This window comes from Pseudomonas sp. Pc102 (assembly GCF_018408275.1).
Classification (GTDB): Bacteria; Pseudomonadota; Gammaproteobacteria; order Pseudomonadales; family Pseudomonadaceae; genus Metapseudomonas; species Metapseudomonas tohonis.
This window is the reverse complement of the sequence record NZ_AP021905.1, coordinates 5695480-5710808: the sequence shown is the minus strand read 5'-3', so window position 1 is coordinate 5710808 and position 15329 is coordinate 5695480. Positions and strand designations below refer to the sequence as shown.

At 61.8% G+C, this 15329-nt stretch carries 12 protein-coding genes and 2 tRNA genes; 13 read left to right on the top strand and 1 reads right to left on the bottom strand.

Annotated elements, in window-relative coordinates:
- The first annotated feature begins 20 nt into the window (after nt 1–20).
- From carB to PHLH3_RS26150, 3 genes are read left to right on the top strand one after another with little or no spacing between them, the layout of a single operon-like run.
- On the top strand, nt 21–3242 hold the full coding sequence (carB, locus tag PHLH3_RS26160) for a carbamoyl-phosphate synthase large subunit (protein WP_213626344.1): 3222 nt from the start codon (nt 21–23) through the stop codon (nt 3240–3242).
- The gene (greA, locus tag PHLH3_RS26155; RefSeq protein ID WP_111260173.1) at nt 3239–3715 is read left to right on the top strand and encodes a transcription elongation factor GreA; all 477 of its coding nucleotides are present in this window, start codon (nt 3239–3241) and stop codon (nt 3713–3715) included. The genes carB and greA overlap by 4 nt, the downstream gene beginning before the upstream one ends.
- A complete protein-coding gene (locus PHLH3_RS26150; RefSeq protein ID WP_213630687.1) occupies nt 3708–4136 on the top strand; it encodes a DUF4149 domain-containing protein in 429 nt (142 codons plus the stop codon). Before greA ends, PHLH3_RS26150 begins: the two co-directional genes overlap by 8 nt.
- A gap of 25 nt (nt 4137–4161) precedes the next feature.
- On the opposite strand, the gene PHLH3_RS26145 is transcribed toward PHLH3_RS26150, so the two are convergent.
- The gene (locus tag PHLH3_RS26145) at nt 4162–4476 is read right to left on the bottom strand and encodes a YhbY family RNA-binding protein (protein WP_173178980.1); all 315 of its coding nucleotides are present in this window, start codon (nt 4474–4476) and stop codon (nt 4162–4164) included.
- Between the two features lie 499 nt (nt 4477–4975).
- Between PHLH3_RS26145 and ftsH the strand changes: the two genes are divergently transcribed.
- From ftsH to infB, 10 genes are all read left to right on the top strand, one after another.
- Entirely contained in the window at nt 4976–6892 is a 1917-nt protein-coding gene (ftsH, locus tag PHLH3_RS26140) for an ATP-dependent zinc metalloprotease FtsH (RefSeq protein ID WP_213626343.1), read from the top strand.
- A 9-nt stretch (nt 6893–6901) separates the two neighbouring features.
- On the top strand, nt 6902–7753 hold the full coding sequence (folP, locus tag PHLH3_RS26135; protein ID WP_213626342.1) for a dihydropteroate synthase: 852 nt from the start codon (nt 6902–6904) through the stop codon (nt 7751–7753).
- Nucleotides 7754–7769: 16 nt separating this feature from the next.
- Nucleotides 7770–9113 carry a phosphoglucosamine mutase gene (gene glmM / locus PHLH3_RS26130; protein WP_213626341.1) on the top strand — a complete coding sequence of 448 codons (1344 nt, stop codon included), beginning with the start codon at nt 7770–7772 and terminating at the stop codon, nt 9111–9113.
- 65 nt (nt 9114–9178) lie between these two features.
- Nucleotides 9179–9934 (top strand): triose-phosphate isomerase, encoded by a 756-nt coding sequence (tpiA, locus tag PHLH3_RS26125; RefSeq protein ID WP_213626340.1) that lies wholly within the window; start codon nt 9179–9181, stop codon nt 9932–9934.
- A 4-nt stretch (nt 9935–9938) separates the two neighbouring features.
- Nucleotides 9939–10322 (top strand): preprotein translocase subunit SecG, encoded by a 384-nt coding sequence (gene secG, locus PHLH3_RS26120; RefSeq protein WP_111260166.1) that lies wholly within the window; start codon nt 9939–9941, stop codon nt 10320–10322.
- A gap of 10 nt (nt 10323–10332) precedes the next feature.
- Nucleotides 10333–10418 (top strand) — tRNA-Leu (locus tag PHLH3_RS26115).
- Nucleotides 10419–10518: 100 nt separating this feature from the next.
- Nucleotides 10519–10595 (top strand) — tRNA-Met (locus tag PHLH3_RS26110).
- A gap of 130 nt (nt 10596–10725) precedes the next feature.
- Complete coding sequence (gene rimP, locus PHLH3_RS26105; RefSeq protein WP_111260165.1) at nt 10726–11184, top strand: ribosome maturation factor RimP; 459 nt, start codon at nt 10726–10728, stop codon at nt 11182–11184.
- 47 nt (nt 11185–11231) lie between these two features.
- A complete protein-coding gene (gene nusA, locus PHLH3_RS26100; protein WP_213626339.1) occupies nt 11232–12713 on the top strand; it encodes a transcription termination factor NusA in 1482 nt (493 codons plus the stop codon).
- A gap of 27 nt (nt 12714–12740) precedes the next feature.
- The gene (gene infB / locus PHLH3_RS26095; RefSeq protein WP_111260163.1) at nt 12741–15263 is read left to right on the top strand and encodes a translation initiation factor IF-2; all 2523 of its coding nucleotides are present in this window, start codon (nt 12741–12743) and stop codon (nt 15261–15263) included.
- The last annotated feature ends 66 nt before the right edge of the window (nt 15264–15329 follow it).

Here is a 15329-nt window from a genome sequence, read left to right as displayed (position 1 = left end):
AAGGATTCGAGTGAGTAAAAATGCCTAAACGTACAGATATCAAAAGCATCCTGATCCTCGGCGCTGGCCCGATCGTCATCGGCCAGGCCTGCGAGTTCGACTACTCCGGCGCTCAGGCCTGCAAGGCCCTGAAGGAAGAAGGTTTCCGCGTCATCCTGGTGAACTCCAACCCGGCCACCATCATGACCGACCCGGCCATGGCCGACGCCACCTACATCGAGCCGATCAAGTGGGCCACCGTGGCCAAGATCATCGAGAAGGAACGCCCCGACGCCCTGCTGCCGACCATGGGTGGCCAGACCGCGCTGAACTGCGCGCTGGACCTGGAAAAGCACGGCGTGCTGGAGAAGTTCGGCGTCGAGATGATCGGCGCCAATGCCGACACCATCGACAAGGCCGAAGACCGCTCGCGCTTCGACAAGGCGATGAAGGACATCGGCCTGGCCTGCCCGGTTTCCGGCATCGCCCACAACATGGAAGAAGCGTACGGCGTGCTGGAGAAGGTTGGCTTCCCCTGCATCATCCGTCCGTCCTTCACCATGGGCGGTACCGGTGGCGGCATCGCCTACAACCGTGAAGAGTTCGAGGAGATCTGCGCCCGCGGCCTGGACCTGTCGCCGACCAGCGAGCTGCTGATCGACGAATCGCTGATCGGCTGGAAGGAATACGAGATGGAGGTGGTCCGCGACAAGAAGGACAACTGCATCATCGTCTGCTCCATCGAGAACTTCGACCCGATGGGCGTGCATACCGGTGACTCGATCACCGTGGCCCCGGCCCAGACCCTGACCGACAAGGAATACCAGATCCTGCGTAACGCCTCCCTGGCGGTGCTGCGCGAGATCGGCGTGGAAACCGGTGGTTCCAACGTGCAGTTCGGCATCTGCCCGAACACTGGCCGCATGGTCGTGATCGAGATGAACCCGCGCGTATCCCGCTCCTCGGCGCTGGCCTCCAAGGCCACCGGCTTCCCGATCGCCAAGATCGCCGCCAAGCTGGCCGTCGGCTACACCCTGGACGAGCTGTCCAACGACATCACCGGCGGTCGCACCCCGGCATCCTTCGAGCCGGCCATCGACTACGTGGTCACCAAGGTGCCGCGTTTCGCCTTCGAGAAATTCCCCAAGGCCGATGCCCGCCTGACCACCCAGATGAAGTCCGTCGGTGAGGTCATGGCCATCGGTCGTACCTTCCAGGAGTCCATGCAGAAAGCCCTGCGCGGCCTGGAAGTCGGCGTTGCCGGCTTCGATCCGAAGCTCGACCTGAACGATCCGGAAGCCGAGAGCACCCTGCGTCGCGAGCTGACCGTGCCCAGCGCCGATCGCATCTGGTACGTGGCCGATGCCTTCCGCGCCGGCAAGACCATCGCCGAAGTGTTCGAGCTGACCCGTATCGATGAGTGGTTCCTGGTCCAGATCGAAGACCTGATCAAGGACGAGGCGAACGTACAGACCCTCGGTCTGTCCGCCATCGACCGCGACCTGATGTTCAAGCTCAAGCGCAAGGGCTTCTCCGATGCGCGCCTGGCCAAGCTGCTCGGTGTTTCCGAGAAGAGCCTGCGTGCCCATCGCCACAAGCTCAAGGTGCTGCCGGTGTACAAGCGCGTGGATACCTGCGCCGCCGAGTTCGCCACCGACACCGCCTACATGTATTCGACCTACGAGGAAGAGTGCGAGGCCAATCCGTCGAGCCGCGAGAAGATCATGATCCTCGGCGGTGGCCCCAACCGGATCGGCCAGGGCATCGAGTTCGACTACTGCTGCGTGCACGCCGCGCTGGCCATGCGTGAAGACGGTTACGAGACCATCATGGTCAACTGCAACCCGGAAACCGTCTCCACCGACTACGACACGTCCGACCGCCTGTACTTTGAGCCGGTGACCCTGGAAGACGTGCTGGAAATCGTCCGCGTCGAGCAGCCGAAAGGCGTCATCGTGCAGTACGGTGGCCAGACCCCGCTGAAGATCTGCCGCGCCCTCGAAGAGGCCGGCGTACCGATCATCGGTACCAGCCCCGAGGCCATCGACCGCGCCGAAGACCGTGAGCGCTTCCAGCAGATGGTGCAGCGTCTCGGCCTGCGCCAGCCTGCCAACGCCACCGCGCGCAGCGAAGACGAGGCACTGGCCTTGTCGAAGAACATCGGTTACCCGATGGTGGTGCGTCCGTCCTACGTACTGGGCGGTCGGGCGATGGAGATCGTCTACCAGGAAGAAGAACTCAAGCGCTACATGCGCGAAGCGGTGAAGGTGTCCAACGACAGCCCGGTGCTGCTGGATCGCTTCCTCAACTGCGCCATCGAGGTGGACGTGGATGCGGTGAGCGACGGTGAGACCGTCGTGATCGGCGCGATCATGCAGCACATCGAACAGGCCGGCGTGCACTCCGGTGACTCGGCCTGCTCGCTGCCCCCGTACTCGCTGCCGAAGCACATCCAGGACGAGATCCGCGACCAGGTCAAGAAAATGGCCCTGGAGCTCGGTGTCGTCGGCCTGATGAACGTGCAGATGGCGGTGCAGGGCGAGGACATCTTCGTGATCGAAGTGAACCCGCGCGCCTCGCGTACCGTACCGTTCGTCTCCAAGTGCGTGGGTGAGTCGCTGGCCAAGGTCGCCGCTCGCGTCATGGCGGGCAAGAGCCTGGCAGAAGCCGGTTACCAGGAAGAGATCATCCCGCCGTTCTTCAGCGTCAAGGAAGCAGTGTTCCCGTTCGCCAAGTTCCCGGGTGTGGACCCGATCCTCGGCCCGGAAATGAAGTCCACCGGTGAGGTAATGGGCGTGGGCGACAGCTTCGGCGAGGCATTCGCCAAGGCTCAGCTGGGCGCCAGCGAGATCCTGCCGAACTCCGGTTGCGCATTCATCAGCGTACGTGAAGACGACAAGCCGGAAGCCGTCCAGGTCGCTCGTGACCTGATCGCCCTGGGCTTCGAAGTGGTTGCCACCGCCGGCACCGCCAAGGTGATCGAGGCCGCCGGCCTGCCGGTTCGTCGCGTGAACAAGGTGACCGAGGGTCGTCCGCATGTCGTTGACATGATTAAGAACGATGAGGTTACCCTGATCATCAACACCACCGAGGGGCGTCAGTCGATTGCAGACTCCTACTCGATCCGCCGTAACGCCCTGCAGCACAAGATCTACTGCACCACCACCATCGCGGCGGGGCAGGCGGTCTGTGAGGCGCTCAAGTTCGGTCCCGAGAAGACCGTTCGCCGGCTGCAGGATCTGCATGCAGGAATCAAGGCATGAATAAATACCCCATGACCGTCCAGGGCGCGCGCGCCCTGGAAGAGGAACTGGCTCATCTGACCAAGGTGATGCGCCCGCAACTCAGCCAGGCCATCGGCGAGGCGCGTGAGCTGGGTGATCTCAAGGAGAACGCCGAGTACCACGCTGCGCGCGAGCAACAGGGCATGGTCGAGGCGCGCATCCGCGACATCGAAGGGCGCCTCCAGAATTCGGTGGTCATCGATGTCACCGCCATCGCCCACACAGGAAAGGTGATCTTCGGCACTACGGTGGATATCGCCAACGTGGAAACCGATGAGACCGTGACCTATCAGATCGTTGGCGAGGATGAAGCCGACATCAAGCAGGGCAAGCTGTCGGTGGGATCACCGATCGCCCGCGCCCTGGTGGGCAAGGAAGAGGGCGATGTGGTGACGGTCAAGACCCCGAGCGGGCTGATCGAGTACGAGATCGTCGAGGTCCGCCATATCTGATCGTCGGCGGTTCTGCGCAGCGACAGCCAGTTGGCAGCTGGCCCAGACACTCTGGGTCGGCGGCCTCTGGCTTCTGCACTTCGTTGTCGTGCCTTCCCTGGAACGCGTCGGTCTGGCGCCGTTGCTGGTGGAGGAGATCACGCGCAGCCTGACGCCGCTGCTGGTGGCATTCACCGCTTTCTGTGCGCTGGTTCAGGGGTTCGTGCTGGTCCAGATCGAAGGTGTCCGCAGCCTGCAGCGCGATTCGCGCGGGCAACTGCTGGTGGCCGTTCTGGTGATGGCGGTGGCGTTCCTGCTGGTTAACCAGTTGCAGCCGAATGCGATGCGCTGGCTGGCGTTCAACTACCTGGTTCTGGCGTTCTGTGGCGCCTTGCTGGTGATCCAGCCGGTGCCGGTGGGCGAGAAGGTCCGGGCGCGCTGAGCGCGCCACGGTCATCGGCCTGGGTTCAGAGCCCGCTGAAGCGGCTGATGTTGGACAGGTTGCGATTCGGCTTGGGATTGCGGCGATAGACCAGGGCCATCTTGCCGATCACCTGGACCAGTTCGCATTTGCCGGTGCTGCACAGCTCATCGATGAGTGCGCGGCGGTCATCGCGCTCGGTGATGCGGAATTGCACCTTGATCAGCTCGTGATCGTTGAGTGCGCGCTCCAATTCGGCGAGCACGCCTTCGGTCAAACCATTTTCAGCCACGATCAATACCGGTTTCAGGTGGTGGCCGATAGATTTGTATTGCTTCTTGTGCTCCTGAGAGAGCGCCATAATCAGACCCCTGCGAAAAAAGGCGGCTAGTTTACCCGAGTCATTTCGGGGCGCACAGCTGAACAGGCGGTGTCCCGCAGCTCGTACCAAGACTAGTCAGCATTGGCTGAAGGAGCCTCTGTCATCGGCGTGTAATCCGCCAGCAGGTTCGAGGCCTTTTTCGAATGTCCGACAAGGCTTGTGATTTTCGAGAGTGCCCCAATATGAGGGGTGTCGGGTCGGCATACGCGGGCCCCTCTCTTTCGTCGAGCGACTGTTCCTCCAGGCAATACCCGCTCGCGCGTGTTCTTTGCGAGGAATAGACTGCAACGGCCGACTTGTTTTTCGGTCTGAATGGCCAGGCTCGGTTGTTTTGCGAGTGCCATGCTTCATAAAGGGTTACAGACGGCGTCTGCCAGGGGCAGGGGTTGTATAGTAAGTTAGGCCGGTTGATAACCAGCCGTCATGCGGGGCGCGTCCCAGGGCGGGATCTGCTCCAGAGGGTAGCTAATTGAACGATATGGCAAAGAATCTCATCCTGTGGCTGATCATCGCCGCCGTCCTGGTCACGGTGATGAACAACTTCTCCAGTCCGAGCGAACCGCAGACGCTGAACTATTCCGATTTCATCGGTCAGGTGAAGGAAGGCAAGGTCGAGCGCGTCACCGTCGATGGTTTCGTCATCACCGGCAAGCGTAACGACGGCGACTCCTTCAAGACCATTCGTCCCGCCATCCAGGATGGCGGGCTGATCGGCGATCTGATCGACAACAACGTCATCATCGAGGGCAAGCAGCCCGAGCAGCAGAGCATCTGGACCCAGTTGCTCGTCGCCAGCTTCCCGATCCTGGTCATCATCGCTGTCTTCATGTTCTTCATGCGCCAGATGCAGGGCGGCTCCGGTGGTCGCGGCGGCCCCATGAGCTTCGGCAAGAGCAAGGCGCGCCTGCTGTCCGAAGATCAAGTGAAAACCACCCTGGCCGATGTCGCTGGCTGCGACGAAGCCAAGGAAGAAGTGGGTGAGTTGGTCGAATTCCTGCGTGACCCGGGCAAGTTCCAGCGACTGGGTGGTCGCATCCCCCGTGGCGTGCTGATGGTGGGGCCGCCCGGCACCGGTAAGACGCTGCTGGCAAAAGCCATTGCGGGTGAAGCCAAGGTTCCCTTCTTCACCATTTCCGGTTCCGACTTCGTCGAAATGTTCGTCGGCGTGGGTGCGTCCCGTGTTCGCGACATGTTCGACCAGGCCAAGAAGCATGCGCCCTGCATCATCTTCATCGATGAGATCGACGCTGTCGGTCGCCACCGTGGTGCCGGCCTGGGTGGTGGTCATGACGAGCGTGAACAGACTCTCAACCAGTTGCTGGTGGAGATGGATGGTTTCGAAATGAACGACGGCATCATCGTCATCGCCGCGACCAACCGTCCTGACGTGCTGGACCCGGCTCTGCTGCGCCCGGGGCGCTTTGATCGCCAGGTGGTGGTCGGCCTGCCGGATATTCGTGGCCGCGAGCAGATTCTCAAGGTGCACATGCGCAAGGTGCCCATGGGGGACGACGTCGACGCTGGTGTGATCGCTCGTGGTACCCCTGGTTTTTCCGGCGCCGACCTGGCCAACCTGGTCAACGAGGCTTCTCTCTTCGCCGCTCGCGTCAACAAGCGCATCGTCGAGATGAAAGAGTTCGAGCTGGCCAAGGACAAGATCATGATGGGCGCCGAGCGCAAATCCATGGTCATGTCCGAGAAGGAGAAGCTCAATACCGCTTACCACGAAGCAGGTCATGCCATCGTCGGTCGTATCGTTCCCGAGCATGATCCGGTCTACAAGGTCTCCATCATCCCGCGCGGTCGTGCCCTCGGTGTGACCATGTTCCTACCGGAAGAGGATCGCTACAGCCTGTCCAAGCGGGCGCTGATCAGTCAGGTCTGCTCGTTGTTCGGTGGTCGTATCGCCGAAGAGATGACCCTGGGTTTCGATGGCGTGACTACCGGGGCATCCAACGACATCATGCGTGCCACTCAGATCGCCAAGAACATGGTGACTAAGTGGGGCCTGTCCGAGAAGCTCGGTCCTTTGATGTATGCAGAGGAAGAGGGCGAGGTGTTCCTGGGGCGCAGCGCTGGTGGCCAGCACTCCAGTGTCTCGGCGCAGACCGCGCAACTGATCGATCAGGAAGTGCGCAGCATTATCGACCACTGCTACGCCACGGCGAAGCAGATCCTTGTGGACAACCGCGACAAGCTGGACATGATGGCCGAGGCGCTGATGAAGTTCGAAACCATCGACGCCGAACAGATCGACGACATCATGGCCGGTCGCCAGGTTCGTGAGCCCAAGGACTGGCAAGGCGGCCCGGGTGCCTCTTCCGGCAAACCTGCCCCTCGCGAGGAAGCTCCTCGTACCGAGAACCCGATCGGCGGGCCGGCTGGCGAACACTAAGGTTCCTACATGAGTTCCACGCAGTACCTGACCCGGTTGCCTTGCGGCAACCGGGTTCTTGATTTGGGGCGCCCACACGTGATGGGCATCCTCAATGTCACTCCAGACTCCTTCTCCGACGGCGGGCGTTTCAGTCAGCACGATGCGGCGCTTCGTCACGCCGCCGAGATGGTAGCCGCCGGCGCTACGCTCATCGATGTAGGGGGGGAGTCGACCCGGCCTGGAGCGCGGGCGGTTTCTCCTACCGAGGAGTTGGAGCGTGTCGCTCCGGTGGTCGAGATGATCGCCCGCGAGTTGGACGTGATTATTTCCCTGGATACTTCGACGCCCGCCGTCATGCGTGAAGGCGCTCGATTGGGGGCGGGGATGATTAACGATGTCCGCGCACTGCGACGTGATGGTGCGCTGGATGCGGTAGCCGATACCGGCCTGCCGGTTTGCCTGATGCACATGCTCGGTGAACCGGGGAACATGCAGGAGAATCCGCAGTACGAGGATGTCACGCGTGAGGTCGCAGGGTTTCTTGTCGACCGCATGGCGGCCTGCGTCGCTGCAGGTATACCGGTGGAGCGTATTCTGCTGGATCCGGGATTTGGCTTCGCCAAGACCCTCGAACACAACCTGGGCCTGTTCAGGCATCTCGAAGAACTGAATGGTCTCGGGCGTCCCCTGCTGATAGGTGTTTCACGCAAGAGCATGGTGGGTCAGGTGCTGGGTCGCGATGTCGATCAGCGCCTTTACGGTAGTCTGGCTCTGGCGGCCCTGGCCGTGGCCAAGGGCGCCTGCATCCTGCGGGTGCACGATGTGGCCGAGACTGTCGATGTCGTACGCATGATCGCTGCAGTACAGGCAGCGGAATAAGAAACACGGAGCATTCATGAGCAGAAAGTATTTCGGCACCGATGGCATTCGCGGCCATGTTGGGCAGTTCCCCATCACCCCTGATTTCATGCTCAAGCTGGGTTGGGCTGCCGGCATGGCGTTCCGCAAGCAGGGTAAGTGCCGCATCCTGGTCGGCAAGGACACCCGTATCTCCGGGTACATGTTCGAGTCCGCGCTGGAGGCCGGTCTTTCCGCCGCAGGTGCCGATGTGATGCTGCTCGGGCCGATGCCGACCCCGGCCATCGCCTACCTGACCCGGACCTTCCTCGCCGATGCGGGGATCGTCATCAGTGCCTCGCACAATCCGCACAACGACAATGGCATCAAGTTCTTCTCCGGCCAGGGCGTGAAGCTCTCCGACGAGGTCGAGCTGATGATCGAGGAGTTGCTCGATCAGCCCATGGTGGTGGTCGAGTCGGCCAACCTCGGCAAGGTTTCGCGTATCAATGATGCTGCCGGCCGCTACATCGAGTTCTGCAAGAGTACGGTGCCCATGAGTACCGATCTCGCGGGGCTCAAGATCGTGGTCGATTGCGCGCACGGGGCGACTTACAAGGTCGCTCCCAGTGTGTTTCGTGAGTTGGGCGGCAGCGTATCGGTGCTCGCGGCTCAGCCCAATGGGCTGAACATCAACGACAAGTGCGGTTCCACCCACATGGAAGCGTTGCAGGCGGAAGTGGTGGCCCAGCATGCGGACATCGGCATCGCCTTCGATGGTGATGGGGATCGTGTGCTCATGGTCGATCACACCGGTGCCGTCGTGGACGGTGATGAGCTGCTGTTCATCATTGCCCGCGACCTCCATGAGCGTGGCAAGCTCCAGGGGGGCGGTGTAGTCGGGACGTTGATGAGCAACCTCGGGCTCGAGCTCGCTCTGGGTGAGCTTGGTGTGCCTTTCACGCGCGCCAAGGTCGGGGATCGCTATGTCATAGCCGACATGCAGGAGCGGGGCTGGAGTCTCGGTGGTGAGAACTCGGGGCATATCCTCTGCAGTCATTTCACCACCACCGGGGATGCCTTGATCGCTGCGCTTCAGGTACTGCTGGCCCTGCAGCGTCGTGGCCAATCGCTGGCAGAGGCCCGTCAAGGCATGCGCAAGTGCCCTCAGGTGCTGTTGAACGTGCGCTTTGCCGGTGGCGGTGTGGATCCGGTCGAGCACCCCGCGGTGAAGGACGCCTGTGCCCGTGTCACCGAGAAGATGGCGGGGCGCGGACGCGTGCTGCTGCGCAAGTCCGGCACCGAGCCGTTGGTTCGCGTGATGGTCGAGGGCGACGACGAAAGCCAGGTCCGCGGTTACGCGGAAGAACTGGTTAAAGTCGTAACCGAGGTATGTGCTTGATTTCTCTTGCTACTTCAAAAAACCTTGGGTAACATCTGCGCCCACTTTGATCGACGAGGTAAAGCATGCGTCGCCCCCTGGTAGCTGGTAACTGGAAAATGCACGGTACCCGCGCCAGCGTCGCAGAGCTGATCAAAGGGCTTCGCCAGTTGGCCTTGCCGGCTGGTATTGAGGTCGCGGTATTCCCGCCTTGTCTGTACATCAATCAGGTCGCTCAAGGCCTGGATGGCAAGTCGATTGCCATCGGTGCGCAGAATTGTGCAGTAGAGCCCATGCAGGGCGCGCTGACGGGTGAGGTTGCTGCGAGTCAGTTGGCTGATGCCGGTTGCACGTTGGTTCTCGTCGGTCACTCTGAGCGCCGCCTGATTCTCGGTGAGCGCGACGAAGTGGTGAGTCGCAAGTTCGCTGCGGCTCAATCCTGTGGTCTGGTTCCGGTGCTTTGCGTCGGTGAGACGCAGGAGCAGCGTGAGGCGGGCAGGACTCTAGAGGTTGTCGGGCGTCAGCTCGGTAGCGTGATCGAAGAGCTCGGTGTGGGGGCATTCGCGAAAGCGGTGGTCGCATACGAGCCGGTCTGGGCTATCGGTACAGGGCTCACGGCGACCCCGCAGCAGGCACAAGAGGTGCACGCTGCAATACGTGGTCAGCTTGCGGCGGAAAATGCCGAAGTGGCGCGTGGTGTGAGGATTCTCTACGGCGGCAGTGTCAAGGCGGCCAGTGCGGCCGAATTGTTCGGCATGCCGGATATCGACGGGGGGCTGGTTGGTGGAGCCTCCCTGAATGCTGATGAATTCGGCGCGATCTGTCGTGCCGCAGGAAGCTGACGAGATGCTGGAAACTGTCGTTATCGTGGTTCACCTGCTCGGCGCGCTCGGCGTCGTCGCGTTGGTGTTGCTGCAGCAGGGTAAGGGTGCGGATGCTGGCGCCTCGTTTGGTGCGGGAGCTTCGGGTACCGTTTTCGGTAGTCAAGGTTCTGCTACCTTTCTGAGTCGAGTTACTGGTATACTCGCCGCGGTTTTTTTCATTACCAGCCTGGGCTTAGCGTTCTTCGCTAAAGAAAAGGCTGAAGCTCTGAGTCACGTTGGTCTGCCGGATCCGGCAGCTGTCGAGGTTCAGCAGCAAAAGCCGGCAGCTGATGATGTGCCGGTGCTCGAAGAGCAGAAGCCTGCAGAAAGTGCAGGTGATGTACCTCAGGCTCCAGAGCAGAAGTAAGGCAAGTTTTGCCGAGGTGGTGGAATTGGTAGACACGCTACCTTGAGGTGGTAGTGGCCATAGGCTGTAGGGGTTCGAGTCCCCTCCTCGGTACCATACAAAACAAGAAAGCCCGCTGTATGCGGGCTTTCTTGTTGGTGAGGTGTTCGGTTGACCGTGTATGCACGTAGGCCGTATACTCTCGCCCCAGCTTTGACGCGGGGTGGAGCAGTCTGGTAGCTCGTCGGGCTCATAACCCGAAGGTCGTTGGTTCAAATCCAGCCCCCGCAACCAGTAGTAGCGGAGCCCCTTTTTAGGGGCTTTTTGCTAGCTGGGACAGTTAGCCATCGGTCGTTTGCCGATTGGTTCGAATGGATGGGCGTTTCGCCCATTTTTTATTTGCACAGCATGCGAGGGCAATCAGGTGTCGAGCAAGCTAGAACAGTTGCAGGCCTTGCTGGCCCCGGTAGTCGAAGCGCTTGGCTACCAATGCTGGGGCGTCGAGTTCCTGTCCCAGGGGCGGCATTCGCTGCTGCGGGTTTATATCGATCATGAGAACGGCATCCAGGTCGACGACTGTGAAAAAGTCAGTCGCCAGGTCAGTGGTGTTCTCGACGTGGAAGATCCTATCCCCAGCGAATACACCCTCGAGGTGTCCTCGCCTGGCATGGATCGACCGCTGTTCAGTCTTGAGCAGTTCGCGGCACACGCCGGTGAACTGGTGAAGATCAAGTTGCGCTCTCCCTACGATGGGCGACGTAATTTCCAGGGGCTCCTCCGCGGGGTGGAGGAACAGGATGTGGTGGTTCTTGTTGAGGATCACGAGTACCTGCTGCCGATCGATCTGATCGACAAGGCCAACATCATTCCCCGTTTTGACTGAGACGCGGATCCCGCGGATCCAATGGATTGCGAAAGGCGAGGCGTACGATGAGCAAAGAAGTACTGCTGGTTGTAGAGTCGGTATCCAACGAGAAAGGCGTACCGGCTGGCGTGATATTCGAGGCGCTGGAGCTGGCTCTGGCCACTGCTACCAAGAAGCGCTTCGAAGATGAAGTGGAGCTGCGTGTGGAGATCAATCGCCATACTGGCAGCTATGACACCTACCGCCGCTGGGCGGTCGTCGAAGAAGACGACCAGGAAAACCCCGCGGCCGAGCTGACCGTCGAAGAGGCCCAGGAGAAGCAACCTGGTGCCAAGGCCGGTGATTTCGTAGAAGAAAAAATCGAGTCCATCGAGTTCGGCCGCATCGCTGCACAGACCGCCAAACAGGTGATCGTGCAGAAGGTTCGCGAAGCCGAGCGTGCACAGGTCGTCGAGGCCTATCGCGAGAAGCTGGGTGACATCATCTCCGGCACCGTGAAGAAGGTCACCCGTGACAACGTGATCGTCGACCTGGGCAACAACGCAGAGGCGCTGCTGGCCCGAGAGGACATCATCGCCCGCGAGACCTTCCGTGTCGGCGCCCGCGTTCGCGCGCTGCTGAAAGAGATCCGCACCGAGAACCGCGGTCCGCAGCTGATCCTGTCGCGCACCGCGCCGCAGATGCTGATCGAGCTGTTCCGCATCGAAGTGCCGGAGATCGCCGAAGAGCTGATCGAAGTGATGGCCGCCTCCCGTGACCCGGGCTCCCGCGCCAAGATCGCCGTTCGCTCCAAGGACAAGCGCATCGACCCGCAAGGCGCCTGCATCGGCATGCGTGGTTCGCGCGTCCAGGCCGTTTCCGGCGAGCTGGGCGGTGAGCGTGTCGACATCGTGCTGTGGGACGACAACCCCGCGCAGTTCGTGATCAACGCCATGGCTCCGGCCGAAGTGGCAGCGATCATCGTCGACGAAGATGCCCATGCCATGGACATCGCCGTGGGCGAGGACAACCTGGCCCAGGCCATCGGTCGTGGCGGCCAGAACGTTCGCCTGGCGAGCCAGCTGACCGGCTGGACGCTGAACGTGATGACCGAGGCCGACATCCAGGCCAAGCAGCAGGCCGAGACCGGCGACATCATGCAGGCCTTCGTCGACGAGCTGGAAGTCGACGAGGAACTGGCCCAGGTACTGGTCGAGGAAGGCTTCACCAGCCTGGAAGAAATCGCCTACGTACCGATGGAAGAGATGCTGAGCATCGACGGCTTCGACGAAGACATCGTCAACGAGCTGCGTGCCCGCGCCAAGGATCGCCTGCTGACCAAGGCTATCGCCACTGAAGAAAAACTGGCTGACGCTCAGCCGGCGGACGACCTGCTTGCTCTCGAAGGCATGGACAAAGAGCTGGCTGTTGAGCTGGCAGTACGTGGCGTAGTCAACCGCGAAGACCTGGCCGAGCAGTCTATCGACGACCTGCTCGACATCGACGGCATGGACGAAGAGCGTGCCGGCAAGCTGATCATGGCCGCCCGAGCCCATTGGTTCGAGTAAGCAGTCGCGGCCTGAGGAGAGAAGTGCATGACGCAAGTCACGGTGAAAGAACTGGCCCAAGTGGTCGACACACCGGTGGAGCGCCTGCTGTTGCAGATGCGTGAGGCAGGGTTGCCGCACACCAGCGCCGAGCAAGTTGTGACTGACAATGAGAAACAGGCGCTGCTGGCGCATCTCAAGGGCAGTCACGGCGAACGGCTGGAAGAGCCCCGCAAGATCACCTTGCAGCGCAAGACCACCACTACGCTGAGAGTGGCCGGTAGCAAGACCATCAGCGTCGAAGTACGTAAGAAGAAGACGTACGTGAAACGCAGCCCCGACGAGATCGAGGCCGAGAAGCAGCGCGAGCTCGAAGAGCAGCGTGCCGTTGAAGAAGCCGCGCGCCTGAAGGCCGAGGAAGAAGCCAAGCGCCGGGCCGAAGAAGACGCCCGTCGCCAGGCCGATGCCCGTGCCCTGGAAGCCGCTCGCGGCGGCGATGCAGCACCTGCTGCCGCCGTGGCTGCCGAAGCGACCGCTCCTGCCGCTGCTCCGGCTCCTGCCGCTGCCGCAGGCGCCGACGATCGCAAGAAGGAAGAGCCGCGCCGTCCCGAGAAGGCTCGTGACGAAGACGAGCGCCGTGATCGCAAGCACACGCAGCACCGCCCCTCCGTCAAGGAGAAGGAAAAGGTTCCGGCACCGCGTGTCGCCCCGCGCAGCACCGAAGAGGAAAGCGACGGCTACCGTCGTGGCGGTCGTGGTGGCAAGTCCAAGCTCAAGAAGCGCAACCAGCACGGGTTCCAGAGCCCGACAGGACCGATTGTGCGTGATGTGAATATCGGCGAGACCATCACCGTGGCCGAACTGGCTGCGCAGATGACCGTCAAGGGCGCGGAAGTCGTCAAGTTCATGTTCAAGATGGGCACCCCGGTGACCATCAACCAGGTGCTGGACCAGGAAACTGCCCAGCTGATCGCAGAAGAGTTCGGCCACAAGGTCAAGCTGGTCAGCGAGAACGCACTGGAAGAGCAACTGGCCGAATCCCTGAAGTTCGAAGGTGAAGCCATCCACCGCGCGCCGGTCGTGACCGTCATGGGCCACGTCGACCACGGCAAGACCTCGCTGCTCGACTACATCCGTCGTGCCAAGGTCGCCGCGGGCGAAGCCGGTGGCATCACCCAGCACATCGGTGCCTACCACGTCGAAACCGACCGTGGCATGGTCACCTTCCTCGACACCCCTGGCCACGCCGCGTTCACCGCGATGCGTGCCCGTGGTGCCAAGGCGACCGATATCGTCATCCTCGTGGTGGCGGCGGACGACGGCGTGATGCCGCAGACCGAAGAAGCCGTTCAGCACGCCAAAGCGGCTGGCGTGCCGATCGTGGTCGCGGTGAACAAGATCGACAAGCCCGAAGCTGACCTCGACCGTATCAAGAACGACCTCGCCGGTCGTGACGTGATCCCGGAAGAGTGGGGCGGCGACACCCAGTTCGTACCCGTCTCGGCGAAAGTCGGTACCGGTGTCGACGAGCTGCTGGAAGCCGTGCTGCTGCAGGCCGAAGTCCTGGAACTCAAAGCCACCCCGTCGGCCCCCGGCCGTGGTGTCGTGGTCGAGTCCCGCCTGGACAAGGGCCGCGGCCCGGTGGCCACCGTACTGGTTCAGGACGGTACCCTGCGCCAGGGCGACATGGTCCTCTGCGGCGTCAACTTCGGTCGCGTCCGTGCCATGCTCGACGAGAACGGCAAGCCCATCAAGGAAGCCGGTCCCTCCATCCCGGTCGAGATCCTCGGCCTGGACGGCACCCCGGATGCGGGTGACGAGCTGACCGTGATCAGCGACGAGAAGAAGGCCCGTGAAGTGGCCCTGTTCCGCCAAGGCAAGTTCCGCGAGGTCAAGCTGGCCCGCGCGCATGCCGGCAAGCTGGAAAACATCTTCGAGAACATGGGCCAGGACGAGAAGAAGACGCTCAACATCGTCCTCAAGTCCGATGTCCGTGGTTCCCTGGAAGCCCTGCAGGGCGCGCTGTCGGATCTCGGCAACGACGAAGTGCAGGTGCGTGTCGTCGGTGGCGGCGTCGGTGGCATCACCGAGAGCGACGCCAACCTGGCGCTGGCCTCCAACGCCGTACTGTTCGGCTTCAACGTGCGTGCCGATGCGGGCGCCCGGAAGATCGTCGAGCAGGAAGGCCTGGACCTGCGCTACTACAACATCATCTACGACATCATCGAAGACGTTAAGAAAGCACTGTCCGGCATGCTCGGCAGCGACGTCCGGGAGAACATCCTGGGTATCGCCGAAGTGCGCGACGTGTTCCGCTCGCCGAAGTTCGGCGCGATCGCGGGCTGCATGGTTGTCGAGGGCATGGTCCACCGCAACCGTCCGATCCGCGTACTGCGCGACGACGTGGTGATCTTCGAAGGCGAACTGGAATCCCTGCGCCGCTTCAAGGACGATGTGTCCGAGGTGCGAGCCGGCATGGAGTGCGGTATCGGCGTGAAGAGCTACAACGACGTCAAGGTCGGCGACAAGATCGAAGTGTTCGAGAAGGTCCAAGTGGCTCGCAGCCTCTAAGCGCGAGCTGCAATACGCAACGCCCGGTCCAGCCTCCGCTCGGCCGGGCGTTTGCCGCTTTTGAAC

What these genes read in the sequence shown, in the direction of transcription:
- glmM (WP_213626341.1), top strand. Translation starts at nt 7,770, where the DNA reads ATGAGCAGAAAGTATTTCGGCACCGATGGCATTCGCGGCCATGTTGGG.
- folP (WP_213626342.1), top strand. Translation starts at nt 6,902, where the DNA reads ATGAGTTCCACGCAGTACCTGACCCGGTTGCCTTGCGGCAACCGGGTT.
- carB (WP_213626344.1), top strand. Translation starts at nt 21, where the DNA reads ATGCCTAAACGTACAGATATCAAAAGCATCCTGATCCTCGGCGCTGGC.
- nusA (WP_213626339.1), top strand. Translation starts at nt 11,232, where the DNA reads ATGAGCAAAGAAGTACTGCTGGTTGTAGAGTCGGTATCCAACGAGAAA.
- secG (WP_111260166.1), top strand. Translation starts at nt 9,939, where the DNA reads ATGCTGGAAACTGTCGTTATCGTGGTTCACCTGCTCGGCGCGCTCGGC.
- ftsH (WP_213626343.1), top strand. Translation starts at nt 4,976, where the DNA reads ATGGCAAAGAATCTCATCCTGTGGCTGATCATCGCCGCCGTCCTGGTC.
- tpiA (WP_213626340.1), top strand. Translation starts at nt 9,179, where the DNA reads ATGCGTCGCCCCCTGGTAGCTGGTAACTGGAAAATGCACGGTACCCGC.
- infB (WP_111260163.1), top strand. Translation starts at nt 12,741, where the DNA reads ATGACGCAAGTCACGGTGAAAGAACTGGCCCAAGTGGTCGACACACCG.
- greA (WP_111260173.1), top strand. Translation starts at nt 3,239, where the DNA reads ATGAATAAATACCCCATGACCGTCCAGGGCGCGCGCGCCCTGGAAGAG.
- PHLH3_RS26145 (WP_173178980.1), bottom strand. Translation starts at nt 4,476, where the DNA reads ATGGCGCTCTCTCAGGAGCACAAGAAGCAATACAAATCTATCGGCCAC.